The sequence below is a fragment of the Streptomyces sp. NPDC002276 genome (assembly GCF_053891435.1).
This window is the reverse complement of record NZ_JBSFCQ010000010.1, coordinates 225,142-249,821: the sequence shown is the minus strand read 5'-3', so window position 1 is coordinate 249,821 and position 24,680 is coordinate 225,142. Positions and strand designations below refer to the sequence as shown.

General features: G+C 69.6%; 24 protein-coding genes and 1 pseudogene. 18 read left to right on the top strand and 7 right to left on the bottom strand.

Features of this window, described 5'->3' with window-relative positions; translation table 11 throughout:
- Nucleotides 1–13: 13 nt before the first annotated feature.
- On the bottom strand, nt 14–724 hold the full coding sequence (locus ACWIHT_RS25970; protein ID WP_456170646.1) for an SLATT domain-containing protein: 711 nt from the start codon (nt 722–724) through the stop codon (nt 14–16).
- A 242-nt stretch (nt 725–966) separates the two neighbouring features.
- On the opposite strand from ACWIHT_RS25970, the gene ACWIHT_RS25965 reads away from it, so the two are divergent.
- The 5 genes from ACWIHT_RS25965 to ACWIHT_RS25945 all read left to right on the top strand — a co-directional run bounded on the left by ACWIHT_RS25965 (nt 967) and on the right by ACWIHT_RS25945 (nt 5,743).
- Nucleotides 967–1,314, top strand: coding sequence for a YbaB/EbfC family nucleoid-associated protein (locus tag ACWIHT_RS25965; protein ID WP_200690759.1), 348 nt, complete (start codon nt 967–969; stop codon nt 1,312–1,314).
- 73 nt (nt 1,315–1,387) lie between these two features.
- Nucleotides 1,388–1,987 carry a recombination mediator RecR gene (gene recR / locus ACWIHT_RS25960; RefSeq protein ID WP_329254729.1) on the top strand — a complete coding sequence of 200 codons (600 nt, stop codon included), beginning with the start codon at nt 1,388–1,390 and terminating at the stop codon, nt 1,985–1,987.
- Nucleotides 1,980–2,642 (top strand): DUF5063 domain-containing protein, encoded by a 663-nt coding sequence (locus ACWIHT_RS25955; protein ID WP_456170644.1) that lies wholly within the window; start codon nt 1,980–1,982, stop codon nt 2,640–2,642. The genes recR and ACWIHT_RS25955 overlap by 8 nt, the downstream gene beginning before the upstream one ends.
- An 80-nt stretch (nt 2,643–2,722) precedes the next feature.
- Nucleotides 2,723–3,034: a trypco2 family protein gene (locus ACWIHT_RS25950; protein WP_381245310.1), complete on the top strand. Its 312-nt coding sequence runs from the start codon at nt 2,723–2,725 to the stop codon at nt 3,032–3,034.
- Nucleotides 3,035–3,058: 24 nt separating this feature from the next.
- Complete coding sequence (locus ACWIHT_RS25945; RefSeq protein WP_456170643.1) at nt 3,059–5,743, top strand: tetratricopeptide repeat protein; 2,685 nt, start codon at nt 3,059–3,061, stop codon at nt 5,741–5,743.
- A 1-nt stretch (nt 5,744) separates the two neighbouring features.
- Here ACWIHT_RS25945 and ACWIHT_RS25940 read toward each other — a convergent pair whose 3' ends face one another.
- Nucleotides 5,745–6,155, bottom strand: coding sequence for a hypothetical protein (locus ACWIHT_RS25940; RefSeq protein ID WP_456170642.1), 411 nt, complete (start codon nt 6,153–6,155; stop codon nt 5,745–5,747).
- A 3-nt stretch (nt 6,156–6,158) separates the two neighbouring features.
- Between ACWIHT_RS25940 and ACWIHT_RS25935 the strand changes: the two genes are divergently transcribed.
- From ACWIHT_RS25935 to ACWIHT_RS25920, 4 genes and pseudogenes are all read left to right on the top strand, one after another.
- Entirely contained in the window at nt 6,159–7,046 is an 888-nt protein-coding gene (locus ACWIHT_RS25935; protein WP_456170641.1) for a helix-turn-helix domain-containing protein, read from the top strand.
- Nucleotides 7,047–7,075: 29 nt separating this feature from the next.
- Nucleotides 7,076–7,234, top strand: a pseudogene (locus ACWIHT_RS25930) (DUF397 domain-containing protein); the annotation flags it as partial.
- A gap of 287 nt (nt 7,235–7,521) precedes the next feature.
- Nucleotides 7,522–8,586, top strand: a complete 1,065-nt coding sequence (locus tag ACWIHT_RS25925; protein WP_456170640.1) for a hypothetical protein — start codon at nt 7,522–7,524, stop codon at nt 8,584–8,586.
- Between the two features lie 47 nt (nt 8,587–8,633).
- Nucleotides 8,634–9,182 carry a Uma2 family endonuclease gene (locus ACWIHT_RS25920; protein ID WP_456170737.1) on the top strand — a complete coding sequence of 183 codons (549 nt, stop codon included), beginning with the start codon at nt 8,634–8,636 and terminating at the stop codon, nt 9,180–9,182.
- Here ACWIHT_RS25920 and ACWIHT_RS25915 read toward each other — a convergent pair whose 3' ends face one another.
- Nucleotides 9,183–9,902, bottom strand: a complete 720-nt coding sequence (locus tag ACWIHT_RS25915; RefSeq protein WP_456170639.1) for a TSUP family transporter — start codon at nt 9,900–9,902, stop codon at nt 9,183–9,185.
- Nucleotides 9,903–10,048: 146 nt separating this feature from the next.
- On the opposite strand from ACWIHT_RS25915, the gene ACWIHT_RS25910 reads away from it, so the two are divergent.
- Together ACWIHT_RS25910 and ACWIHT_RS25905 are read left to right on the top strand one after the other, a co-directional pair.
- The gene (locus ACWIHT_RS25910; RefSeq protein ID WP_200713239.1) at nt 10,049–10,240 is read left to right on the top strand and encodes a hypothetical protein; all 192 of its coding nucleotides are present in this window, start codon (nt 10,049–10,051) and stop codon (nt 10,238–10,240) included.
- Nucleotides 10,241–10,371: 131 nt separating this feature from the next.
- Nucleotides 10,372–10,872: an SgcJ/EcaC family oxidoreductase gene (locus ACWIHT_RS25905; protein ID WP_456170638.1), complete on the top strand. Its 501-nt coding sequence runs from the start codon at nt 10,372–10,374 to the stop codon at nt 10,870–10,872.
- On the opposite strand, the gene ACWIHT_RS25900 is transcribed toward ACWIHT_RS25905, so the two are convergent.
- Both ACWIHT_RS25900 and ACWIHT_RS25895 read right to left on the bottom strand, forming a co-directional pair.
- A complete protein-coding gene (locus tag ACWIHT_RS25900) occupies nt 10,838–12,127 on the bottom strand; it encodes an ATP-binding protein (RefSeq protein WP_456170637.1) in 1,290 nt (429 codons plus the stop codon). The two genes, ACWIHT_RS25905 and ACWIHT_RS25900, sit on opposite strands and share 35 nt — an antisense overlap.
- Nucleotides 12,124–12,801, bottom strand: a complete 678-nt coding sequence (locus ACWIHT_RS25895; protein ID WP_456170635.1) for a response regulator transcription factor — start codon at nt 12,799–12,801, stop codon at nt 12,124–12,126. The genes ACWIHT_RS25900 and ACWIHT_RS25895 overlap by 4 nt, the downstream gene beginning before the upstream one ends.
- 196 nt (nt 12,802–12,997) lie before the next feature.
- Here ACWIHT_RS25895 and ACWIHT_RS25890 point away from each other — a divergent pair, with 196 nt between their 5' ends.
- From ACWIHT_RS25890 to ACWIHT_RS25875, 4 genes are all read left to right on the top strand, one after another.
- Nucleotides 12,998–14,269, top strand: coding sequence for an aspartate kinase (locus tag ACWIHT_RS25890; RefSeq protein WP_456170633.1), 1,272 nt, complete (start codon nt 12,998–13,000; stop codon nt 14,267–14,269).
- The gene (locus ACWIHT_RS25885) at nt 14,269–15,336 is read left to right on the top strand and encodes an aspartate-semialdehyde dehydrogenase (protein ID WP_456170632.1); all 1,068 of its coding nucleotides are present in this window, start codon (nt 14,269–14,271) and stop codon (nt 15,334–15,336) included. Before ACWIHT_RS25890 ends, ACWIHT_RS25885 begins: the two co-directional genes overlap by 1 nt.
- Before the next feature lie 501 nt (nt 15,337–15,837).
- Entirely contained in the window at nt 15,838–16,413 is a 576-nt protein-coding gene (locus ACWIHT_RS25880; RefSeq protein ID WP_381245540.1) for a SigE family RNA polymerase sigma factor, read from the top strand.
- A 131-nt stretch (nt 16,414–16,544) separates the two neighbouring features.
- Nucleotides 16,545–17,747 carry a hypothetical protein gene (locus ACWIHT_RS25875; protein ID WP_456170630.1) on the top strand — a complete coding sequence of 401 codons (1,203 nt, stop codon included), beginning with the start codon at nt 16,545–16,547 and terminating at the stop codon, nt 17,745–17,747.
- Nucleotides 17,748–17,792: 45 nt separating this feature from the next.
- On the opposite strand, the gene ACWIHT_RS25870 is transcribed toward ACWIHT_RS25875, so the two are convergent.
- A complete protein-coding gene (locus ACWIHT_RS25870) occupies nt 17,793–18,593 on the bottom strand; it encodes an SURF1 family protein (protein ID WP_456170629.1) in 801 nt (266 codons plus the stop codon).
- A 171-nt stretch (nt 18,594–18,764) separates the two neighbouring features.
- Here ACWIHT_RS25870 and ACWIHT_RS25865 point away from each other — a divergent pair, with 171 nt between their 5' ends.
- Nucleotides 18,765–20,564, top strand: coding sequence for a prolyl oligopeptidase family serine peptidase (locus ACWIHT_RS25865; RefSeq protein WP_456170627.1), 1,800 nt, complete (start codon nt 18,765–18,767; stop codon nt 20,562–20,564).
- Between the two features lie 85 nt (nt 20,565–20,649).
- Here ACWIHT_RS25865 and ACWIHT_RS25860 read toward each other — a convergent pair whose 3' ends face one another.
- Nucleotides 20,650–22,533 (bottom strand): NAD-binding protein, encoded by a 1,884-nt coding sequence (locus ACWIHT_RS25860; RefSeq protein WP_456170736.1) that lies wholly within the window; start codon nt 22,531–22,533, stop codon nt 20,650–20,652.
- 180 nt (nt 22,534–22,713) lie between these two features.
- On the opposite strand from ACWIHT_RS25860, the gene ACWIHT_RS25855 reads away from it, so the two are divergent.
- Entirely contained in the window at nt 22,714–23,778 is a 1,065-nt protein-coding gene (locus ACWIHT_RS25855) for a permease (protein ID WP_456170626.1), read from the top strand.
- The gene (locus tag ACWIHT_RS25850; protein ID WP_456170625.1) at nt 23,775–24,536 is read left to right on the top strand and encodes a TIGR03943 family putative permease subunit; all 762 of its coding nucleotides are present in this window, start codon (nt 23,775–23,777) and stop codon (nt 24,534–24,536) included. Before ACWIHT_RS25855 ends, ACWIHT_RS25850 begins: the two co-directional genes overlap by 4 nt.
- The last annotated feature ends 144 nt before the right edge of the window (nt 24,537–24,680 follow it).

Genomic DNA, 24,680 nt, shown 5'->3' with positions numbered 1-24,680 from the left:
ACCTCGCCTCGCCTCACCTCGGCTCCGGTGGCCGCTGCCTCGGCATGTTCGGCCGGGTGCCGCCCCCCGGCCCCGGCGGCTGCGGGAACCTGCCTTGGACGACAGTCCCCTCGTGCCGTACCCCGGACGCCACCGCCGACTGGATGCCCAGCGGCCCCGCCCCGGTCCGGAACTCCACCATCCAGTCGGCGGTCTCCACCCGCACCAGCTCCGTCACGTCCTCCGAGAAGCGCCGCAGCACCCCCAGACACCGGTCCGCGGCCTCGCTCGCCGTCCCGTCGGCCGGTCCCAGCACCTCCCGTACGCCCTCCGACGCCCAGTCGAACTGGAGCACCTGAAGACGCCGCTGCACCGCCTGCGCCGTAGCCACGTCCCTCATCCACCCGGACGTCATCCCGAAGAGCCGGTCCCCGGCCACGCACGCCGCCCCGAACAGCAGCGCCAGATAGCCCCAGGCGGCCGGCCCGGCCACCACCCCGGTGAGGTCGAGCAGCGGCAGCGCCGCCCCCACGACCGCGCCCAGTACCGCGCCCGTACGCAGCACCCGCGCCCCGCGCCGCTTCCACACCCGGTCCGCGAGGTACCAGGCCGCCGTCTCCAGCGCCCCGCGCTCGACCCACCGGTACAGCTCGTCCAGCCGGGCCGTCGGCTCGCCCCAGTCCCCGAGCGGAAACGTCCGCCCGGCCAGATCGCCACCCTCGGGCTGAATCTCCGGCTGACCCACCCGGCACTCCCTTACGTTGTGTGACACCTGATGCTGATGTGCCGGATCCTTCCTACCGCCCAATGGGTGGCGAAGGCTCCGGTTTCATCGCTTTTCCGCCCGGAAGTGGGTCTTGATCAGGTATAGGACGCGGTAAGGACTCACTCGAAAGAGTGCTGAAGCGATGACTGCCCGGACCACGTAGGCTCGTGCCGAGCGGGAAAAACCTCGCCCGGACAGCCGTACGAAACCAGGAGCTGATCGTGATTCCCGGTGGTGGCCAGCCCAATATGCAGCAGTTGTTGCAGCAGGCCCAGAAGATGCAGCAGGACCTGGCGAACGCGCAGGAGGAACTGGCGCGGACCGAGGTCGACGGACAGGCCGGCGGCGGCCTGGTCAAGGCCACGGTCACCGGCGCCGGCGAGCTGCGCGCGCTGAAGATCGACCCGAAGGCCGTCGACCCGGACGACACCGAGACCCTCGCGGACCTGATCGTCGCGGCCGTCCAGGCGGCCAACGAGAACGCGCAGACCCTCCAGCAGCAGAAGCTCGGCCCGCTCGCGCAGGGCCTGGGCGGCGGCGGCAGCGGTATCCCCGGTCTGCCTTTCTAAGACAGGCTGCGGCCAACTACGGTACGTACGTGTCACGCGTACCGCATGACTCCACGGAAGGGCAGGCAGTCCGTTGTACGAAGGCGTGGTCCAGGACCTCATCGACGAATTGGGGCGGCTCCCCGGCGTCGGTCCCAAGAGCGCGCAGCGGATCGCCTTCCACATCCTTCAGGCCGAGCCGACGGACGTCCGCCGCCTCGCGCAGTGCCTGATGGAGGTCAAGGCGAAGGTCCGCTTCTGCGCGACCTGCGGAAACGTCGCGCAGGAAGAGCTGTGCGGCATCTGCCGCGACCCGCGCCGCGACCTCTCGGTGATCTGCGTGGTCGAGGAGCCCAAGGACGTCGTAGCGGTCGAACGCACTCGCGAATTCCGGGGCAAGTACCACGTCCTCGGCGGCGCGATCAGCCCGATCGAAGGTGTCGGTCCCGACGACCTGCGTATACGAGAACTTCTCGCGCGGTTGGCCGACGGTACGGTCACGGAACTGATCATTGCCACGGACCCGAATCTGGAAGGCGAGGCCACGGCCACGTACCTCGCCCGCATGATCAAGCCCATGGGCCTCAAGGTCACCCGCCTGGCCAGCGGCCTCCCGGTGGGCGGAGACCTGGAATACGCGGACGAGGTGACCCTCGGCCGCGCCTTCGAGGGGAGACGACTCCTAGATGTCTGACGCCACACTGCATGCCACCGCACCTGACCCGGACGACTTCGCGGTCCAGATCGCGGACCAGGTCGAGAGCTTCCTGGTGGCCGTGTCGGAGGTAGCGAAGGGCGAGGACCCCGACTCCGCGGTCCCCTTCCTCCTCCTGGAGGTTTCCCAACTCCTGCTGGCCGGCGGCCGGTTGGGCGCGCACGAGGACATCGTCCCCGACGAGCGCTACGAGCCCGACCTGGGCCCGGAGCCGGACGTGGACGAACTCCGCGAGCGCTTCGCGGTGATGCTGGAGCCGATCGACGTCTACTCGGAGGTCTTCGACCCCTACGAGCCGCGCAAGGCCCCGGTCCCGGCCCGCATCTCCGACGACCTGGCCGACCTCTTCACCGACCTCCGCCACGGCATGGCCCACTACCGAGCGGGCCGCACCACGGAGGCCCTGTGGTGGTGGCAGTTCTCCTACTTCTCCAACTGGGGCTCGACGGCGTCGGCGACCCTGCGCGCGTTGCAGTCGGTGGTCGCGCATGTGCGGTTGAACCAGCCCCTTGCCGAACTGGACGGCCTGGACACGGACCAGAGCGTCCTGGGCGACGAGACGCTGGAGTTCGAGGCGGGGCGGGTCATGGCGGAGGAGATCGGGGAACCGCTGGGGATCCGGCCGGTCAAGTAGGGCTTTTCCAGGGCACTTTGTGGGGCGCGGCGAGTACGCTGCGCCCCACAGTGCGTGTACGGGGACGAGGGAGACGCCCGATGGCCGATGAGGTATGGATGGGCTTGGCCGAGGCGATCGGGGCGATCCGCGCGGAGCTTCAGCAGGCGGCGCGGGATGGTGCGGGGCAGGAGATCCAGTTCCGGACGGGCCCGGTGGAGATCGAGTTCGCTGTGGACATGAAGAAGGACGGGGAGGCACGGGCGAAGGTCTTGGTGCTCCCGTTCGGCGCGGAGGCGAAGGCCTCGCGATCGAAGGGCACGACGAGCCGAGTCAAGCTCACACTCCAGCCGGTCGATGCCGAGGGCGAGGATCGGCGTATCGCGGATGACTCCGGGGAACGCCCCAAGTAACGGGGAACACGGGGGTGTTGGCCTGTGGCTGTGGACGTGCGGCGGGTCGTGGAGATCTGGAATCCGGTCGGGAAGTGTTCGGGTACCGGGTACTTGGTCACGGACGATCTTGTTCTGACGGCTCTTCACAATGTGCTGGGCTGTGGGGTCTTGGAGGTCAGAGGTCTCGGCGGCGACTCCAAATGGCTTGCGGCGGAAGTGTTGTGGCCGCTGACAGAGCCACCGCCTGATCTGGAGCGGGAGCCGCAGGCTGACGGGGCGTTGGTCAGGATCACGGATCCGGGGTGGGTTCCGCCGGCAGGTGCTGAACCTGTCCGCTGGGGCCGGATCGACGGCGGCCCGGTCGTCGCGGATGAGGGACGGCTGGCGTGCGTCGCGGTCGGCTTCCCCAAGTCCGAGGTACGGGACGGCATCCGGGACACGAAGGAGATCAGCGGCCACATCGAGAGGCTGACGGGGCTCAAGTCGGGTGGGCTGATCACGGCGTACGTCGACCAGGTCGCGGTGCCCGGTGTCTGGGCGGGGGCGTCCGGGGCGGCACTTTTTGCGCGGGGGCGGCTCATCGGGGTCATGACGACCGATCGGCGGCGGGATTATGACGGGGATCAGCTGGCGGCGGTGTCGGTGGTGGGGCTGGCTGCGCGGCCTGGATTTGTGGCGGCGGTGGGGGAGTTGGTGCCGGAGGACGTTGCGGCTACGGCTACGGCTGCTGATCGCGAAGGGGCGCGGCGTACGGCGTACGACGTCGAAGTCCCGCCGGGCGTGAACAACTTGCCGGAGCTGCCGTCGCCGATTTTCGTCGGCAGGGTGGAGGTGATGGCCGAGCTGGAGCGGGCTCTGTCGGCGGAGTCGCAGACGATCACGCAGACGGTGCACGGGCTTGGGGGTGTCGGGAAGACGACGCTGGCACTGCACTACGCGCATGACCACGCGGGGGCGTATCGGCTGGTGTGGTGGATTCGTTCGGACACACCTGAGTTGATTGAGGCGGGTTTCGCGGCGCTGACTGTGCGGTTGAGGGGTGAGGAGGCGTTCGACCTCACCACTACGCAGGCCGCCGAGTGGGCGGTGGGGTGGTTGCAGACGCACCCTGGGTGGCTGCTGGTTTTCGACAACGCGGAGAAGCCGGGGGATGTGCATGCCTGGACGGGTCAACTACGGGCTTCCGGGCGTCACTTGATCACGAGCCGGTACAAGCGGGGTTGGGTGTGCGACCCGATCTCGTTGCCTGTACTGGATCAGGGGGCTTCGCTGGCCCTTCTGTCGCGCCTCGTCGGGGGTGGTGGCCAGGAAGACGAGGCCCGCGTGCTGGCGGACGAACTCGGTCATCTACCGCTCGCTCTGGAGCAGGCCGGCGCCTTCATCGCGCAGAGGGAGGTCTCTATCGCCGCGTACCGGGCCATGCTGGAGCAGTATCCGGCGCGTGCGGCGGCTGCGGTACCGGGCGGCTTTGACCCTGCGCGGACGGTCGCGCGGATCTGGCGTATCACGCTGGACGTGCTTGAGGAGCGGGATCCCAGGGCGGTGGAGATCTTGCGGATCGCGGCGTGGTACGCCCCGACCGGCATTCCGCGTTTTCTGTTCGAGCCGCTGGCCGAGGACCCGGTGGACCTGGCCCAACTTCTGGGGCTGCTGGCCGACTACAACATGATCACGCTCGACCGGGCGGGAGTTGGCATCCACCGCCTGCTCCAGATGGTGGCCCGAACGGCGTCGGCGGACGATCCGCATCGTGATCAGGCGCGCATCCTGGCCGCGCGTGAACGGGCCACGGAGCTGATGCTTGACGAACTTCCGGACGATCCCCGCGGAAACGTTGCGGGCTGGACGACTTGGAGAGCCTTGTTTCCCCACGTCGAAGCCATCCTCGATGCGTTCGAACCGGGCGAGGACACGGCTGAGATTGATACAATCCTCACTCTGACGGGAGTGTACCTCCAGGAGCAAGGGCAGTTGAGTCAGGCAACCGACTGTTTTGACCGGTCTCTGGCAGCGGCTACTCGGCTCTTCGGTGAGGATGATCTGAGCACGCTGGTTTCGCGGAGCAACCTGGCTAGCGCGTATGAGGTGTCGGGGGATGTGGTGCGGGCGGTCCCGTTGTATGAGCGGACGTTGGAGGACTGTGTGCGGGTGTTGGGTGAGGATCACCCGGACACCTTGAGTTCGCGGAACAACCTGGCTGGTGTGTATCGGGCGTCGGGGGATGTGGTGCGGGCGGTCCCGTTGTTCGAGCGGACGTTGGAGGACCGTGTGCGGGTGTTGGGTGAGGATCACCCGAGCACGCTGATTTCGCGGAACAACCTGGCTGTCGCGTATCGGGCGTCGGGGGATGTGGTGCGGGCGGTCTCGTTGTTCGAGCGGACGTTGGAGGACCGTGTGCGGGTGTTGGGTGAGGATCACCCGAGCACGTTGATTTCGCGGAACAACCTGGCCTACGCCTATCAGGTGTCGGGGGATGTGGTGCGGGCGGTCTCGTTGTTCGAGCGGACGTTGGAGGACCGTGTGCGGGTGTTGGGTGAGGATCACCCGGACACGCTGACTTCGGGGAACAACCTGGCCTACGCCTATCAGGTGTCGGCGGATGTCGCGCGCGCGATCCCGCTCTTCGAACAGGCACTTGCCGGTTGTCTTCGTGTACTGGGCCAGGACCACCCGACGACAAAGACCGTCCGCGCGAATCTCTCCGCCGTGCGCGCCCAACAGCCCTGACCTACGCCCCCATCAGCGCCAGCACCGCCCCCAACCGCCCCGCCTCCACAAACGGCGCCGTAACCGTAGGCTCGCTGTACCACCGCAACGGCCACGTGTTCCCGTCCAGCGCCGGAACCCCGATGTACGTGACGGTACGAGCGCCTCGGCCGCCGAACTGCTGCACACCCAAAGGCCAGTTGTGTCGGCGTACTTCTCCGGGCGCCAGCAGAAAGTACATCCACCGGAACCCGGCGGCCTCGCAGACCACGGGCCCCGCATCCCCGTCGGCGGCCTCGATGAGACGCGCGGCGACCCGTTCTCCCCGTACGCCTTCGATGCGTACGGCGTCGAAGTGGACCCCGGTGAGGCGGAGTTGGTGACCGGACGCGGGGATCCAGTCGAGCAGATGAATTGATTCGGTCATGGTCACACGGTGGCGTTCGCGAAGCTACGCTCGGTAGTGACTGAGGTGATACACGCCGGGGTGTATCGGTCGGAGGTGGATGCTGTGCCGGGTCAGCCCAAAGCCAAGTCCCTGCCGCCCGTGGCCTGGCGGTACAGCGGGAACCAGCTGAAGCGGTGGCGCACCAAGGCCAACGTGAGCCGGGAGCAGCTGGCCGCCGCCTCCAACTACTCGCCGGACACCATCAAATCCATGGAGCAGGGCGTACGGATGCCGACGCCGCGCGTGCTCGACGTGGCGGATGGGCTCTGCCGGGCTGAGGGGTTGTTGAGCGCGGCCAAGGACTACTTGCAGAGGGAGAAGTTCCCGGCGCGGGCACAGGACTTCATGGAGCGGGAGAAGGAGGCGATCAGCTTCTGGTCCTACGAGGCGACCCTGATCCCGGGGCTGTTGCAGACGGAGGGATACGCACGGGCCTTGATCGGCGGACGCTATCCGCCCGTGGGTCAGGACTTGGTGGAGGAGCGAGTGGCGGCTCGCCTGGAGCGTCAGCTCCTGCTCACGCGCACGCCTCCGGCGGCCTTCGTGTTCCTGATCTATGAGGCGGCACTGCGCACCCCGCTGGTGGACGGGGAACAGGTGGGACACATCCTGGGCATGGCGCGGCTCAGCAACGTTCTGGTCCAGGTGCTGCCCTTTGAGCGGTTCGTTTCCACCGCGCTCATCGGACCGATGGTGTTGCTTGAGACCCCTGACCATGAACGGCACGCCTACTCGACGGGGCAGGCGATGAGGCAACTCACCACAGACCCAGAAGTGGTGAGCAACTATCTGGCGCGTCTTAGCCTGCTTCGGACTATGGCTCTCGGCCCTGCTGAGACGGCCCAGTTCCTCGAACGGATGGCGGCACAGAAATGACAGAACAACCCGTGTAGTTCAAGTCCAGCCACAGCGACGACGAAGGCGACAACTGCGTCGAAGCGGCCTTGCCCACACCCCGAACCCGCATCCACATCCGAGACTCGAAGAATCCCTCAAGCCCCCAACTCCAGATCACCGCCCCCTCCTGGGCGGCCTTCATTTCCGCAGTTCAGCCCGGAGCTTGAGCCCCGGGCTTCGAGCTCTTTTCTTGGGTTCTGGGCTGGTTGAAAAACAACCCAACCAACCAAGCCCGTACGTGAGTTGAGGGGGGTTTAACCCGAACGGGTGACATCCCATGATCAGCTTGCGCCGCAACGTAAAGTCACTCTAGGTTCACGGCAAACAGCAAATAGTTCGGCCCCGGTCGGTGCTACCAACACCGGCTCCGGGGCCTAGACCTACGTATCGAAGATAGGACTCGATCGTGGCTTACGCCCAGCCTAGCCCTGCCCTGCCGTCCCCGTCGCACCCCATGGCCAATACGGGCTACGGAAAACGCACCACGGGTGACGAAGAACCGCACGCCGACCCGGACTTCGCACATCTGCTCCCGCGAGACGCCGAGATCGCCGTCTTCATCGACCACCTCGACAACGGCCACGCCATGGGCCACAAGGTGATCGCGGCCGAGCATCCCCGTTACGGCCAGCAGGCCTGCCGTACGTCCCTCAAGAACCTCACCGAGGCCGGCCACCTGCGCTGGATCAAGGAACACATCACCGTCGAGGACAACTCGATGCGGTGGGTGACGCGGACGTACTGGTCGCGTACGCCCAGGTCAGCGCAGTGGTGGGCCGAGTTCGCGCGTGAGCGCCACGGCAGGGACGTCACGCACGACTACCAGCCGGGCCTGGCGAGGACGGAAGACCCGACCCCCGAGCCGGAGGGCGGAAGCGAGAACGAGAGCGACGGGACGCCGGATACGGACCCGACCCCGGAGACGGACCCGACCCCCGAGCCCAGCGCCGCGTACCGCGCACTCGCCCAACTCCGCGCCACAGACCCCCGTATGAGCCTGTCCGAAGCCGAGTGCCGCGCCCTCGAACCCCTCGCCGCCGAGTGGCTGACCCGAGGTGCCACCCCGGCCGGCATGGCCCGCGCGCTGACCGACGGACTGCCACCCAACGTCACGAACCCGGGCGGACTGGCCCGCAACCGATTGGAGTCGAAGATGCCCCCGAAGAAGAACGACACCGCCGAGACCCGCCCCCTCCGCGCCCGTGTGACCCGCGTGCTCATGGCCTGCGCCACCTGCGACGCCGACGAGCGGACGGCGAAGATCATCAACGGCATCTGCGAGGAATGCCGCGCGGAGCCGGAGATGAGCGAGGAAGAGATCAAGAAGGGCTTCGAGGAGATCGCCTACCTGGGAACCACGACGGCCCGCCTCCTGAAGCAGAAGCTGGAACGCCGTACGGGCGGGCCCGTCCCCGACACGTTCCGTCCCGTGCCGATCGAGGACCGCGTCCACTACCACTACCGCGACAACCGCGACCGCATCGCGAACGGCCTCCCGCCGAGGCGGTGGAACCCGTGACGGTCGAGAAGCGGCGCGTCCCGCACAGGACCGAGCAACGGCCACAGATGTCCGTCGAAGACTTCGAGGAACTGGATCGCGGGGCGCCCGAGACCGTCCGGCTGGAGTTCATCAACGGGAAGGTCGTCGTCAAACCCATGCCGGACGGCAACCACAGTGAGATCGTCGCCTGGCTACAGAGGGTGTGCATGCAGCACCTTCCCGACCTGTGGCTGCAAGCGGGGCGCGGGCTCAAGACGGAGAATTGTCGGAGGGGGCGCGCTCGTGCGGATGGCGCCCTCTTTCCCCGGGGTGGCCTCAAGGGGCACGGCGAGTGGTCGGACACGGGCACAGCCCTGATGGCCGTAGAGGTGACTTCGTGGGACGCCGATGCCGCTCAACGGGACCGGCTCGACAAGCCCGATGGTTATGCGGCGGCCGGAATCCCGGTCTACGTACTCATCGACCGGGACGACCGCACAGTCACCGTGTTCACTCGTCCCGAGGACGGCCGTTACCGGCGACAGGTGAACGCGCCGTTCGGCGCTCCCGTCGAGATCCCCGACCCGGTGAACATCACCCTCGACACCGAGCCGCTGAAGGAGTTCGCCGACTGATCACAACCCCCACACCCCCTTCCCCACCGCCGTAACCCCACCCGCCAACGCCAGCCCCAACACCAGTGCCCGCGCCCGCGGTTCAGGTATTCGCCCCGCCAACCCCCGCCCGATCACCCCGCCCACGACCATCGCCGCGCCGACCGCCACCCACCGCGCTCCGCTCAGCGACGGCACCCCGTTCGCCGCCACCGAGAACGCGTTGACGACGACGCCGTAGAACTGGGCGTTGGGGACGAACTCCCGTACCGTCCAACCCGCGTTGACCGCGTAGAGGGAGATCGGCGGGCCGCCCACCCCCGCCGCCGCGTTCATGAAACCGCCTGCCGCGCCCGCGGCCACCGCACCGCGCGTGCCCCGAAGTGCCGGGACGCGGGCGCCCTTCATGACCAGCAGGACCGCCGCCGTCACCAACCCGCCCATCACCAACAGGAGGACCGGCGGCGGGAGTTGGCGGGTCATCCACGCCCCCGCCGGCACCGTGCAGACCGCCGCCGCGCATAGCGGGACCATCGCGCGGGCCCGGACCTCGCGCCAGCCGCCCGCCAGGCCCACGACGCTGATCGCGCCGGCGGCGCAGTTGGCGAGGACGACCCCCTGTGTCGGGCCGAGGAGGAGTACCAGGGCCGGTACGGCCACCAGGGCGAAGCCCATGCCCGTCAGCCACTGGACGGACGAGCCGAGCAGGACGATCGCGGCCAGCAGTATGTCCCCCGTCATGGGGCAACATCATCCAGGGGCGGGGTGTAGCCCGCTACACCCTCACTTCGGGACTGGGCTCCCTCGTCGCTGACCTGTGGAAACGGGATCGTTGAACTCGTCAGCCGGTGAACGAGCCACCGGCCCGGATCCCGAAGGTGCCCACCATGAAGAACTTCCTCTCCTCCAGGCCCGTCCTCTGGTTCCTCTTCCTCTTCAACCTGGCCGTCGCCGCGGTCGCACCCTTCGTGGTCGACGGAACGCAGGGCGTGATGACCGCCGTCGGTATGGGTGTCGTGTCCCTGGGGGCTGGCGTCAGCCTCGTGCGGGACCGTGGCCAGTCGGCCACGGCGCGTTGAGTGGCCGGTCGGTCGCAGCGCGTCAATTGGAGCAGCCCTTCCCCGCTCCTGTACGTCCGTTGCACGGGCGCTAACCAGCCGAAAGCCAGTCTGGAGTCATCCCAAAGCGCACCAGTACAACTGGAGTTGAGATGACCCGCCGGACCATGAGCAAGCGTGCAGCCGCCGTCACCGTCACCACCGTCCTGGCCCTCGGTACCGTCGGTACGGTTGCCGCGACCGCCGGGCCCCAGCGTGACGCCAAGCCCTCCAAGAAGCAGATCGCCGCCCTCTTCGACGGCTGGAACGCCGCGCTGAAGACCGGTGACCCGGAGAAGGTCGCGAACCGGTACGCGCCGGACGCCGTGCTCCTGCCGACCGTCTCCAACAAGATCCGCACCGACCGTGCCGAGATCGTCGACTACTTCGAGCACTTCCTGCCCAACAAGCCGGTCGGGAAGAAGGTCGAGACGATCGTGAACGTGCTCGACAGCAACTCCGCGATAGACACCGGCATTTACGAGTTCACGCTCACCGACCCGGACACCGGCAAGAAGCGTGTCGTGGAAGCCCGTTACACCTACGAGTACGAGAAGCGCGGCGGCAAGTGGCTGATCGTCAACCACCACTCCTCGGTGATGCCCGAAGGGTGATCACGACCGACAGTCCGGTCTCCGGCGCGTCCCGCAGGGTCACCGTGCCGCCGTCGTCCGTCAGCAACTGGCGTACGACGGCCAGGCCCAGGCCCGAACCGGAGCGCCCGGTGAGGCCCTGACCGCGCCAGAAGCGGTCGAAGGCGCGGGACTTGTCCGCGTCGGACATGCCGGGGCCCTCGTCCGTCACCGTCAACTCGACCTCGTCGCCCCGCAGTTCGGACCGTACGGTGATCGTCGCGCCGTCCGGTGACACCTCCAGGGCGTTCGACAGCACGTTGTCCAGGACCTGTTCGAGATGACCGGGACTGGCCAGCACAAGCGGCCGGCCGTCGACAACACTCCCCCTGAGCGCGATCTCGACCCCGCGCTCGTCGGCGGCCGGTCTCCACACCGAGAGGCGTTCGGTCACGATCTCCCGCAGCGGCAGCGGTTCCGCCGCCGTGACCTTCGCCTCGGCCCGCGCCAGCACCAGCAGGCCGTTGACCAGGCGGCTCATCCGGACCACTTCGGCCGTCGCCTGATCGACGTCCTCCCGTAGGAACTCGTCGTCCACGCCGTCCGCGATGTTGTCCAGCGAGAGTCTCAACGCCGTGAGCGGGGTGCGGAGTTGATGGGAGGCGTCGGCCACGAAGATGCGCTGCGAGGCGATGAGGGTGTCCAGGCGCTCGCCCGCCTGGTTCAACGTCCTTGCCAGGGTCTGTGTTTCGTGCGGGCCCGTCACCGGTGTACGTGCCGTCAGGTCGCCGTCGCTGAACTTGCTCGCCATGTCGTTGAGTTGGCGCAGAGGGCGGGTCAGGCGGCGGGCCACGAGCGCGCCCAGGCCGGCCGCCACCGCCAGGACCGCGAGCGCGAGGATCGCGCGGAAGCCCCAGATCTGCACCAGGCGCCGGGTCAGGTCCGAGGTCGGGTACGTGATGCGTACGGCGCCGACCGTCTTGCCGTCGCGCTGCGCCGGTGCCGTCACCTCCAGCTTTCCGTCGCCCCAGTGCGTCGCGGTCTTGGTGCGTGACGCGGGCAGTACCTCGGCCGTGCCGGGGGTCTCCTGCGCGTACGCCACCACCATGCGGTCCAGCGCGGCGCGCGAGGCGGCGTCGCCGCTCAGCAGCAACGCCATCGTCCTCGCCTCGCGCCGCACCGACTGCTCGGTGTCGCCCCGGAGTTGGGCGGTCAGCGTGAAGGCGACGGGCACGGTGAACGCCGTCAGCGCCACGGCCACGAGGAGGACGTAGCTGACGATCAGTTGCCGGATCATGAGGAGGCCGCGCCGTCCGTGATCTCCAGGCGGAAGCCCACGCCCCGTACCGCCTCGATCGTGATCGCGCCCGCCAACTTCCGCCGCAGCGCGGCCACATGGACGTCGAGGGTCTTCGTCGGGCCGAACCAGTTCGCGTCCCAGACCGCTTCCATGATCTGCTCGCGCGACATCAGCGCGCCCGGCTCCTCGGTGAGGAACGACAGCAGGTCGTACTCCTTGGGGGCCAACGCCACCTCCTCGCCGTCGAGGCGGACGCGGGCGGCCTTGCGGTCGATGGTGAGGCGGGTGCCGTACTCGTCGGGGCCGGTGGTCGTGCGGGGCTGGGCGCGGCGCATCACCGCCCTTATGCGGGCGATGACCTCGCGGACACCGAAGGGTTTCGACACGTAGTCGTCGGCGCCCAGTTCCAGGCCGACCACCCGGTCCGTCTCGTCGCTGCGCGCGCTGATCACGATGATCGGGATGTCGCCGCGGGCGCGCAGCGCCTTGCACACGTCGAGGCCGTCGGTGTCGGGCAGGCCCAGGTCGAGGAGGACGACGTCGTAGGGGGCGGAGTGGCTCAGCGCGGCGCCGCCCGTGGTGACCCAGTCGACCTCGAAGCCGTAGCGCAGCAGTCCGCGTCGTAGCGACTCGGCCACGGGTTCATCGTCTTCCACCAGAAGTACGCGCACAGCCCGCACCTTAGTGCGGGAAACCCCCATCACACCCGTCACCTGTGACGCTCGGCACTTTTCCCGCACCCCTGGATTGGGCATGCGCTGACCTGGGTGTCCGAAGCTTCCGGGTCTCACCATGCGATACCGGGGAAGCGAATTTCGGGTGCTCGTTAAACTGAGCCGACACACCAGGACTGAGCGAGGAGCGCACGTGGGCCTTGTCGTGCAGAAGTACGGAGGCTCCTCCGTAGCCGATGCCGAGGGCATCAAGCGCGTCGCCAAGCGAATCGTCGAAGCGAAGAAGAACGGCCACCAAGTGGTCGTCGTCGTTTCCGCGATGGGCGACACGACGGACGAGCTGATCGATCTCGCCGAGCAGGTATCTCCGATGCCCGCCGGGCGTGAGTTCGACATGCTGCTGACCGCCGGAGAGCGGATCTCCATGGCGCTGCTGGCCATGGCGATCAAAAACCTGGGGCATGAAGCCCAGTCGTTCACCGGCAGCCAGGCAGGCGTCATCACCGACTCGGTCCACAACAAAGCCCGGATCATCGACGTCACGCCGGGGCGCATCCGGACCGCGCTGGACGAGGGCAACATCGCCATCGTCGCCGGGTTCCAGGGTGTGAGCCAGGACAAGAAGGACATCACCACGCTGGGGCGGGGGGGCAGCGACACCACCGCCGTCGCGCTGGCCGCGGCCCTCGATGCCGAGGTGTGCGAGATCTACACCGACGTCGACGGGGTGTTCACCGCCGACCCGCGGGTGGTGCCGAAGGCGAAGAAGATCGACTGGATCTCCTTCGAGGACATGCTGGAGCTCGCCGCCTCCGGCTCCAAGGTGCTGCTCCACCGCTGTGTGGAGTACGCCCGCCGATACAACATCCCGATCCATGTGCGGTCCAGCTTCAGCGGACTTCAGGGCACCTGGGTCAGCAGTGAGCCGATTGGGGACCGCAAGGTGGAGCAGGCCATCATCTCCGGTGTCGCGCACGACACCTCCGAGGCCAAGATCACGGTCGTCGGCGTGCCGGACAAGCCGGGCGAGGCCGCGGTGATCTTCCGGACGATCTCCGACGCGCAGGTCAACATCGACATGATCGTGCAAAACGTGTCGGCGGCCTCGACGGGTCTCACCGACATCTCCTTCACCCTCCCCAAGGCCGAGGGTCGCAAGGCCATCGCCGCCCTGGAGAAGAACAAGGACGGCATCGGCTTCGAGTCGCTGCGCTACGACGACCAGATCGGGAAGATCTCGCTGGTGGGCGCCGGGATGAAGACCAACCCGGGCGTCACCGCCGACTTCTTCACCGCCCTGTCCGACGCGGGCGTCAACATCGAGCTGATCTCGACATCCGAGATCCGTATCTCGGTCGTGACCCGCGCGGACGACGTCAACGAGGCCGTCCGCGCCGTGCACACGGCGTTCGGCCTCGACTCCGACAGCGACGAAGCCGTCGTCTACGGAGGCACCGGCCGCTGATGGCCACCACCGGAGCGACCGTGCGTCCGACGCTCGCCGTCGTCGGAGCGACCGGGGCCGTCGGCACGGTCATGCTCGGGATCCTGTCCCAGCATGCGGACATCTGGGGCGAGATCCGCCTGATCGCCTCTCCGCGCTCGGCCGGCCGCAAGCTGACCGTGCGCGGGGAGCAGGTCGAGGTGACGGCCCTGACGGAGGAGGCCTTCGACGGGGTCGACGTCGCCATGTTCGACGTCCCCGACGAGGTCTCCGCCCAGTGGGCGCCGATCGCCGCCGCCAAGGGCGTGGTCGTCGTCGACAACTCGGGCGCCTTCCGGATGGACCCCGAGGTGCCCCTGGTGGTCCCCGAGGTCAACCCGCACAAGGTGCGGCACCGCCCGCGCGGGATCATCGCCAACCCGAACTGCACGACCCTGTCGATGATCGTCGCCGTGGGCGCGCTGCACGCCGAGTTCGGGCTGCGCGAGCTGGTGGTGTCGTCGTACCAGGCGGTCAGCGGGGCCGGGCGGGCCGGGGTCGACACCCTGCGCCAGCAGCTCGCCCTCGTCGCGGGCACCGAGCTGGGCACCAAGCCCGGTGACGTACGGCGGGCCGTCGGGGACAACACCGGGCCGTTCCCGGAGCCGGTGGCGCTGAACGTCGTACCGTGGGCCGGGTCGCTGCGCGAGGACGGCTGGTCCTCGGAGGAGATGAAGGTGCGGGACGAAACCCGCAAGATCCTCGGCCAGCCCGCGCTGCCGGTCGCCGTGACGTGCGTGCGCGTCCCCGTGGTCACCACGCACTCCCTCACCGTCCACGCCCGCTTCCAGGGCGAGGTCACCGTCGACAAGGCGCGCGAGATCCTCGCCACGGCCCCGGGGGTCGTCCTCTTCGACAATCCGGCCGCGGGGGAGTTCCCCACCCCCGCCGACGTGGTGGGCACCGACCCGACCTGGGTGGGGCGGCTGCGGCGGGCGCTGGACGACCCGACGGCGCTCGAACTGTTCGTCTGTGGCGACAATTTGCGCAAGGGAGCGGCCCTCAATACGGCACAGATCGCCGAGCTGGTGGCGCGCGACCTTCGGTGAGAAGTGGAGCCGCCCGCTCCGCCCGGCCGTAAATCCGCTGGCCAGTGGCGCACGAGTTTGTAGGATCACTGTGCGCGATGTGGCCGGATTAATGGTTGGGACCACTTGAATCCAGCCACCTCCGCATCCGAAGATTTCACTCCCCGCCCTCCGCAACCGCGCGGTCGGCGGGGAGCGTCTTTGCGGACGCCCTTCAGCGGGCGCGGGGATGCGGCGAGGGGCGTGGGGACGCTCCGGCCTTTTTTGTGACACAGGGGAAGAGCGGGTAGGCATGAGGGTGTTCGACGCACTGCCGGTTGTGCTGCCTGACACCAGACGGGTGGGTGGTGACAGCAGACAGGTGGGTGGACTGTTTGTTTCGTCTGACATAAATGTGACGGTCGACGCGTACAACCCCAACGGGGGGAAGCGTGTCCAACTGGCGTGGCTCAGGTACTCGACTTCACTGCGGCACGCGGCACGGCCCTACGGCCTCCGCGTGGATCCCGTGCGCCCGGCGGCATGCCGGTGATCGCGCCGATGCCCGCAGCGCGGCCCGCCCGCATCCCGAACCAGCGCGAAGGTGTCGACGACACCGTCGCGGCCGGAACGACCGTCGACCACCTCACCGAGACCTACCGGGCGCACTACCGCTCGCTGCTCGGCCTGGCCGCGCTCCTCCTCGACGACACCGCCTCCTGCGAGGACGTCGTCCAGGAGGCGTTCATCCGGGTCCACTCGGCGCGCAAACGTGTCCGTGACCCCGAGAAGACCCTGGCGTATCTGCGCCAGACCGTCGTCAACCTCTCCCGCTCGGCCCTGCGCCGCCGCATCCTCGGCCTCAAGCTCCTCTCGAAGCCGATGCCGGACATGGCCAGCGCGGAGGAGGGCGCCTACGACCAGTTGGAGCGCGACTCCCTCATCAAGGCGATGAAGGGGCTACAGCGCCGCCAGCGCGAGGTCCTGGTCCTGCGCTACTTCGCGGACATGACCGAGGCGCAGGTCGCCGAGTCGCTCGGCATATCGCTGGGCTCGGTGAAGGCGTACGGCTCCCGCGGTATCGCCGCCCTCCGGATCGCGATGGAGGCATCGGCATGAGCGACAACGTCGACGGAAACGGCGCGCGTGCGGGGCGTGAGCCGGAAGTCAGGCGTGAGCCGGAAGTCCGGCGCGGTCCGACCTGGGCGCGCAAGGAAGAACCGAACGAATCGCACGCTGGGAACGGAATTGTGAACCACGGCCCCGACGAACAGAGCCTCACCGGGCCGAGCCCCAACGGGCCGAGCCTCGACGGGAACTCCGGAGGAGCCTCCGAGGGGAAGAACCCCGAGACCGTTCAGGGGCGCGACCCCGAAGGACTCGGGGGGCTCGCGGGCCTCGCCGCGCAACTCGGTGGACCCGGCGGCCCCGGCGGACCCCGCGACCACGACACCGAAGGGTTCGCCCCGGACGAGCTGGCGCTGCGTCGGCTGCTGCACCAGGCGGTCCAGGAGGTCGAGCCGCGCGACGGCACGCTGGAGCACCTGCGCAAGGCGGTGCCCGCGCGTCGGGCCCGCAAGCGCCAGGCCGTCGTCGGCATGGCCGCCGCCGCGCTCTTCTTCGGCACCGCCATCCCGGCCCTCGTGCACGTCTCGAACTCGACGGGTTCCGTCGACCCGTCCATGGCGGGCAACAGCTCACAGGCCCAGGGCGGCACCAGCCAGGGCAAGAACCCGGACGGAGGTTCCGGCACCTCCGGCGGCTCCTCCGGGCAGACGTCGGGACAGAATCCGGGCGGCCACAAGAACGAGGGCGGGAGCAAGGACCAGGGCTCCAACCCCCTGAGCGCCACTCCCTCGTCCAGCACCGGGACGGCCGCGCCCATCTGCGGCGCCGACCAGCTCGGCTCGGCCACCTCGTCCGTGGCCGCCGCCGACGCGGGGGGCATCGTCTACGGCACGTTCACCGTCACCAACACCTCCGCCACCAGCTGTACCGTCGGCGGCGCCGGCACCGTGGGATTCTCCGCGCTGGGGGCGGCGGACAGCACCAAGATCGTCGTGACGCGGCACGCGGCGGGGGACTCGGCGACCGGCCTGCCCGACCCGTCGACGGAGCCCGCCGAACTGGTCCTGCTGCCCGGCTCCGCCTACCAGGTCAAGTTCGCCTGGGTGCCCTCCGAGACCTGCCCCACCAGCAGCGGCAGCACCGGCGGCACCACGACCGGCGGCACCACGCCCAGCCCGTCGCCCTCGGAGGACGCCAGCACCACCAGCGGCTCCACGACCGGTGACACCGGCACGTCCACCCAGCTGCTCCCCGAGGACGGCACGCTCGACGGCAGCGTCCAGGTCTCCCACACCGCGGAGGCGGGCTCACCGACGACCTCGGTCGTCGTACCGGACGCGTGCGCGGGGACGATCTACCGGACGGGCGTGCTGTCGGCGTCGTAGGACGGCGGTAAGGCCACCGGTCCACGGGGGACCCGGCGGCGGGCGTCAGACGGTGACGCGGACCGTCTGCTCGTTCTCGTTCTCGTCCTCCGGCAGCAGCCCGAGTTCCGCGTCCCGCGCGAACTCCACCTCGCGGCGCAGCAGCCGGAACCACATGAAGACCACGAAGCCCGCGAAGACGAACCACTCGCCGGTGTAGCCCAGGTTCTGGAACGCCTTCAGGTCGAGGCCCGTGTTCGCGGGCGCGGTCGCCGGTACGGCCGTCATCCCGGAGTCGCCCCTGTCGAGCGTGATCCACGCGTCGTACACGGGGTAGGGCACCAGGTTCACCAGTGAGGCCGCGCTGATCGCCGCGGTCTGGCCGGACGGCAGTCCGCCCTGGGCGCTGACGCCGTTGTCGCCGGGCGTCTCGGAGGCCTGGAGCGAGCCGGTGACGGTGACCTCGCCGGTCGGCGCGGCCGGTGCCTTCGCCGCGTCGGGCGTGCCGGGCAGCCAGCCGCGTACCACGGGCAGCGCCTTGCCGTCGTCGGTGCGCAGCAGGGTGAGGACGTAGAAGCCGTTCTTCCCGTCCAACTGGCGGTCGGGGACGAGGAGTTGCTTGCCGTAGCGGCCGGTCGCCGTGGTCTGCCGGCCCGAGGTGGCCTGGTCGACGGGGAGCAGTTCGGCGAGTGGGCGGGCGGCCTCCGTGCGGTCCGTCCGGACCTGCTTGGTGGCCTGGTGGCTGCTGTCCACGCGCGCCTGGAACCGGCTCAGCTGCCACGACCCCATGAAGACGCAGAAGGGGATGGCGAGCAGTACGAAGACGTTGATGCCCCACCAGCGCGATGTCAGCAGAAACCGGTACACGCCTTCCACGGTACGGGGCTGTCGTGGCGGCCTCGGCCCTGGGGTCGGCCCGTGGCCCGGCCCGGCGGTTCACCCGTCGTCGGCAATGCTCCGACCGGGACTTGGTCGAAGTTATCCACAGGCTGAGGATCCAGTCAGTGCAATGTCTGTGAGGGCGGGCAGTATGGGGCCATGACTGTGAGCAACGGGTCCGCGTACACACCGGACTGGGAGAAGCGCTTCAGGGCGCCCCGAGTGTCCCTGCCCGACTGGGCGGAGGACGCACCCGACCGTTCCCTGTTCGTGTCGAACGCGACAGGGACGTATGAGCTGTACGCCTGGGACCGGGCGACGGGCGGGCAACGCCAGGTCACGGACCGGGCGAACGGCACGACGGACGGTGTGCTTTCCCCGGACGGGGAGTGGATCTGGTGGTTCGACGACAAGGACGGCGACGAGTTCGGCGTCTGGCGCCGCCAGCCCTTCAAGGGCGGCCCCGACGAACCGGCCGTCCCCGGCCTCGAACCGTCCTACCCGGCCGGGCTGGCCCTCGCGCGGGACGGCAGGACCGCCGTCGTCGGCCGTTCCACGGACGAGGACGGTACGACGATCCACCTCGCCCGCACCGGCGAAGAGACCACGCTGCTCTACCGCCACCGCGAGTCGGCGGGCGTCGGCGACCTCTCGCACGACGGTTCGCTGATCGCGATCGAGCACACCGAGCACGGCGACGCGATGCACTCGGCGCTGCGCGTCCTGCGCCCGGACGGCACGGCGGTCGCCGACCTGGACGACACCAAGGGCGGCACCGAGGAGCTGGGCCTTGAGGTCCTCGGCTTCGCACCCGTGGAGGGCGACACCCGGCTCCTCATCGGGCATCAGCGGCGCGGCCGTTGGGAGCCCCTGGTGTGGGACGTGGTGAAGGGCGGCGAGACCGACCTGTCCCTCGACCTGCCCGGTGACGTGAGCGCCGAGTGGTACCCGGACGGCTCGGCCCTCCTCATCGCGCACAGCTTCGAGGCCCGCAGCGAGGTGTTCCGCTACGACCTGGCCTCGGGCGCTCTGGAGAGGGTGCCGACCCCGCCCGGTACGGTCTCCGGCGCGACGGCCCGCCCCGACGGCAACGTCGAATACCTGTGGTCGTCGGCCGCCGAGCCGTCCGCCGTGCGCTCGACGACCGGCGAGGTCGTCCTGGACCCGCCCGGCCTGAGGTCACCGGGCTCGGTGCCGGTGGAGGACGTGTGGGTGGAGGGGCCTGGCGGCCGCATCCACGCCCTCGTCCAGAAGCCGGCGGGCGCGACGGGCCCGCTGCCCACGGTCTTCGACATCCACGGCGGCCCGACCTGGCACGACAGCGACTCCTTCGCGGCGGGCCCGGCGGCCTGGGTCGACCACGGATACGCGGTCGTGCGGGTCAACTACCGCGGCTCCACCGGGTACGGGCGGGCGTGGACGGACGCGCTGAAGGTCCGGGTCGGCCTGATCGAGCTGGAGGACATCGCGGCGGTCAGGGAATGGGCGATCAGCTCAGGCCTCGCCGACCCCGCCCGCCTCATCCTCACCGGCGGTTCCTGGGGCGGCTACCTCACCCTCCTCGGCATCGGCACCCAGCCCGACGCGTGGACGCTCGGCATCGCGGCGGTCCCGGTCGCCGACTACGTCACGGCGTACCACGACGAGATGGAAGCCCTGAAGGCCATGGACCGCACCCTGCTGGGCGGCACCCCCGAAGAGGTCCCCGACCGCTTCGAGGCGTCCTCCCCGCTGACCTACGTCGACAAGGTCACGTCCCCCGTCTACATCTCGGCCGGAGTCAACGACCCCCGCTGCCCGATCCAGCAGATCGACAACTACGTCGAACGGCTGGAGAAGCGCGGCGCGGTCCACGAGGTGTACCGGTACGACGCGGGACACGGGTCACTGGTCGTGGACGAGCGGATCAAGCAGGTGAGACTGGAACTGGACTTCGCGGCACGGCACTTGGGGAAGTAGCCCCCTTGTAGCCCCCATTTCCCAGCAGGTTGCTTCTTGGCGGCGCGTGAGGAGCGGGGGGTCCGGAACCCCTGCTCCCTGCTCCCTACGCCCCGGCCCGGTCCCGCGGCCGCCGCCCCAGCAACTCCGCCAACCCCCGCCGGGTGGCGGCGAGCACCACCCGGTCCGAGCCCCGCAGGACATACGTGTCGGGCAGATCCCACACCAGCCCCGACCGCCGTACGTCCTCCGACGCGTCCCGGTTCGCCGTGTCCAGGGCCAGCACTCGCCAGGACCCGGCCCGGAACGCCTCGGCGATCGTCCTGCCCTCCAGTTGGGGATGTCCGCCCACGGTCATCGCCGCGAACAGCAGCACCCGCCGTTCGACGGGGATCGCGCCCAGGATCTGGCGGCCCATCATCGCCCCGGCGAACGCGGGCGCGGCCAGGTGGGAGACGCTCCGGCTGCGGGTGAGGGCGCCGGGGTGGGCGGCGCGCAGGGTGCGGTACACGGCGGTCGCGAAGTCGTCGTCGTAGAGCCGGAGTACGACCCGTAGGTCGGGGCGCACGGAGCGGGCGTAGAGCACGGCTTCGAGGTTGGTGGTGTCGGAGCTGGTGACCGCGAGGAGGGCGTGGGCGCGGTGGATCTTCGCGGACTCCAGGACGCCTTCCTGGGTGACGTCCCCGAGGATCACCGGGACCCGCAGTCGGCGGGCGACCGCGAGACCGCGCGCCTCGGGGTCGGCCTCGACGCACACCACGGGGATGTTGAGTTCGCGCAGCCGGGTCAGCACCCGGGTGCCGATCTTGCCGAGCCCCAGCAGCACCACATGCCCGCCGAGTCCGCGCGGCGGCTTGCGCAGCCCGGACGCCGTACGGAACGTGCCGAGGGCCTCAAGCACCGCGGCCAGCAGCACCGGAAGCATCAGCAACCCGACGAGACCGGAGAGGAGTTGAAGGATCTGGCGGCCGAGCGGTGCCCCGATCGCGGGGTCGTCGATCGCGAACAGGTCGAGCAGCGTCAGATAGAAGGCCCGCACGGGATGGATACCGGTCACCAGCCACAGCGAGACGGCGAGCGCGATCACGCACGCCACCATGCCCGCCAGCGACCAGCGGAGCCGCCGCGAGAAGAGGGAGGAGAAGGGCGGCACGACACCGCCCCCGCGTCCGCCCGGCAACTGCGGCCCGGCGTACGACACTTGCTCAAGGACGACGGTCCCGCGCCCGGTGGCCGAGGCGACGGCCGCCGCGTCGGGCAGCAGGCGCGGGCCCTGTTCGCCCATGCCCTCGGAGCCGTCCGCGCCCGCCGGGTCGCTGCTGGTCGCCGACAGCAGGGCGAGCGTGGCCAGCCCCGGGTCGGCGACCTCGCCGGGCCCGGGCGGCGGCCGTTCCACCGCGCGCAGCAGCAGCCCGTCGGTCTGGACGACCTTGCTGGTACCGGCCAGGGCGGTGGCGGCCAGCGCGGGCGCGGCGGTGTCGGCGTCGGAGAGGACGGTGGTGGAGGCGTCGAACCCCGTGCCGGTGCCGTCGCCGGTCGCCAACGCGGCCGCCTGGTCGAGGAGTTCCTCGATGTGCTGGCCGAGCCGCCGGTTGTAGAGGCGGAGCACGAGCCGGATCCGGGGGTTGAGGCGGCGGGCGGTGAGGGCGGCACGGATGTTGGTCTCGTCGTCGTCGTGCACGAGGGCCAGCGCGGTCGCCCGCTCCACGCCCGCCTCGGCGAACACCGCCTCGGTCAGCTCGGCGACCTCCAACACCCGTTCCCCGCGCGGGGTTTCGGGGGCGGTCGGGGCGCCGTTGCCGTTGGCCCTGGCCACGGCCGCGTTGACCCGGTCGCGCAGCGCCACCGAGGCCGCACGCGCACGGCCCACGACCGGCGGGCGGGAGTTGGCCTCGGAGAGCGGTACGACGAGGGTGATCTGTTCGCCGTAGACCGTGCGCAGTTCGGCCGCGAGCCGGTGCGCGAGCGCGTCGTCGCCGCACACCACCATGTGTGCCCGAGCGGTGCCCGGCGGGGTCTGATGAGGAACGCTGCTCGCCACGAGGGGAAAGACTGCCCCAAGGAGGCGGGTGGTTCCAGTATTCCGCTGAACACCTGTGCCCCGACTGCCGTATGCAGAGAGAGGGAGCAAAACTCGCGAAACCCCGCACCCGCCGGAGGTAGCACACCCGTGGCCATCACCACCGAACCAGCCGCGCCGACCACGGAGACTCCGCCGACCCCGGAAACCCCCGCGGAGCCGCCCGCACCGGCGCCCGCACCGGCGTCCGCACCGGCCAAGGACGGCTGGCAGCTCAACTCGCCGCTCGTGCTGACCATGGTGCTGCTCCTGGTGGTGCTGGCGCAGGCGCCGATCCGTACGGCCCTGTCCGCGCCGGTGATGCAGAGCTGGATGACGGTGTTCGTGGCCGTGGTCGTGCAGGCGCTGCCCTTCCTGGTGCTGGGCGTGCTGCTGTCGGCGGCCATCGCGGTGTTCGTGCCGGCCACGTGGTTCACCCGCGCGCTGCCCAGCAACCCGGTGCTGGCCGTACCGGTGGCCGGGATGGCGGGCGCGATCCTGCCGGGCTGCGAGTGCGCGTCCGTGCCGGTGGCCGGGGCGCTGGTGCGCCGGGGCGTCACCCCGGCGGCGGCGATCGCGTTCCTGCTCTCCGCCCCGGCGATCAACCCGATCGTGCTGACGGCGACGGCCGTGGCGTTCCCGCGCAACCCGGAGATGGTGCTCGCCCGGTTCGCCGGCAGCCTGCTCGTGGCGTGCGTGATGGGCTGGCTGTGGACGCGGCTCGGCCGCACCGACTGGCTGAAACTGCCCGCGCACGAGCCGCACGCGGGGGAGACCAAGGGGGCCGCGTTCTGGGGCTCGGTGCGGCACGACGTGATGCAGGCGGGCGGGTTCCTGGTGCTCGGCGCGATGTCCGCGGCGACGCTCAAGGCGGTGGCACCGGCGAGTTGGCTGCGTACGGCGGCCGACAACCCGGTGGTGGCGATCCTCGCCCTCTCGATCCTGGCCGTACTGCTGTCGATCTGCTCGGAGGCGGACGCGTTCGTGGCCGCCTCGCTGACCCAGTTCTCGCTGACGGCGAAACTCGCGTTCCTGGTGGTGGGACCCATGATCGACCTGAAGCTGTTCGCCATGCAGGCGGGCACGTTCGGGCGCGGCTTCGCGATGCGTTTCGCGCCCGCCACCTTCGTCCTCGCCATCGCGGGCGCGGTCGTCACCTCGGCGGTGCTCCTGTGAACCGGCAGGCACAGGCGGCGGTCCTGTTCCTGATCGGCACGGCCCTGCTGCACGCGGGCCTGACCAACCTCTACCTGCGCTACGTCAAGGCGGGCCTCCAGCCGCTGCTGCTGCTCTCCGGCGTCGTACTCATCGTCGCGGCACTGGCGACGGCCTGGTACGAGTGGCGCCGGGCGCGGGCGGAGAAGGCGCGGGCGGTGGCAATGGCGCACACGGAGGCGGACGGTGAGGGTCACGGCGGTCATGTGCACCGCGAACCCCGTATCTCCTGGCTCCTGTTGCTCCCTCTCTTCGCCCTGATCCTGGTCGCCCCGCCCGCCCTCGGCTCCTACAGCGCGGTCCGCACGGGCACGGCCATCCAGCAGCCCTACGGCCTCTCCAAGCTCCCCGCCGACAACCCGCTCACCATCGGCCTGGTCGACTACGCGACCCGCGCGGTCTACGACCACGGGCACTCCCTCGGCGACCGTCAGCTCAAGGTCACCGGCTTCGTGGCCCTCGACAAGTCCGGCGCCCCCTACCTCGTCCGCATGGCCCTCAACTGCTGTGCCGCCGACGCCCAGCCGGTGAAGATCGCCCTGACCGGCAAGATCCCGCCGGTCCTGCAACCCGACACCTGGCTGCTGGTCACCGGCACCTACTCCGCCAAGCAGACCAAGGACCCCGTCAACAACCGCCCCATCCCCTACTTCCAGGTCACCGAGGCCAAGCCGGTCCCGACGCCGAAGGACCCGTACGACGAGAGCTGGAACCAGTGACGTCGTAGGCGGGCCCGGTTGGTCATCAGCCCCGTCGCACCCCGCGGGCGTACCGTGAAGGGACCGAGGGTTTCTCGTGTGCCGGATCGCGCCGGTGCCGTCCTCGGCGAAGGACGACGCCGGGGCGGACGTGTCCGCACCCGG

Coding starts and splice junctions, on each gene's coding strand:
- ACWIHT_RS25955 (WP_456170644.1), top strand. CDS start 1,980: ATGTCTGACGCCACACTGCATGCCACCGCACCTGACCCGGACGACTTC.
- ACWIHT_RS25950 (WP_381245310.1), top strand. CDS start 2,723: ATGGCCGATGAGGTATGGATGGGCTTGGCCGAGGCGATCGGGGCGATC.
- ACWIHT_RS25925 (WP_456170640.1), top strand. CDS start 7,522: ATGGCCAATACGGGCTACGGAAAACGCACCACGGGTGACGAAGAACCG.
- ACWIHT_RS25920 (WP_456170737.1), top strand. CDS start 8,634: ATGTCCGTCGAAGACTTCGAGGAACTGGATCGCGGGGCGCCCGAGACC.
- ACWIHT_RS25915 (WP_456170639.1), bottom strand. CDS start 9,902: ATGACGGGGGACATACTGCTGGCCGCGATCGTCCTGCTCGGCTCGTCC.
- ACWIHT_RS25910 (WP_200713239.1), top strand. CDS start 10,049: ATGAAGAACTTCCTCTCCTCCAGGCCCGTCCTCTGGTTCCTCTTCCTC.
- ACWIHT_RS25905 (WP_456170638.1), top strand. CDS start 10,372: ATGACCCGCCGGACCATGAGCAAGCGTGCAGCCGCCGTCACCGTCACC.
- ACWIHT_RS25900 (WP_456170637.1), bottom strand. CDS start 12,127: ATGATCCGGCAACTGATCGTCAGCTACGTCCTCCTCGTGGCCGTGGCG.
- ACWIHT_RS25885 (WP_456170632.1), top strand. CDS start 14,269: ATGGCCACCACCGGAGCGACCGTGCGTCCGACGCTCGCCGTCGTCGGA.
- ACWIHT_RS25880 (WP_381245540.1), top strand. CDS start 15,838: ATGCCGGTGATCGCGCCGATGCCCGCAGCGCGGCCCGCCCGCATCCCG.
- ACWIHT_RS25865 (WP_456170627.1), top strand. CDS start 18,765: ATGACTGTGAGCAACGGGTCCGCGTACACACCGGACTGGGAGAAGCGC.
- ACWIHT_RS25860 (WP_456170736.1), bottom strand. CDS start 22,533: ATGGTGGTGTGCGGCGACGACGCGCTCGCGCACCGGCTCGCGGCCGAA.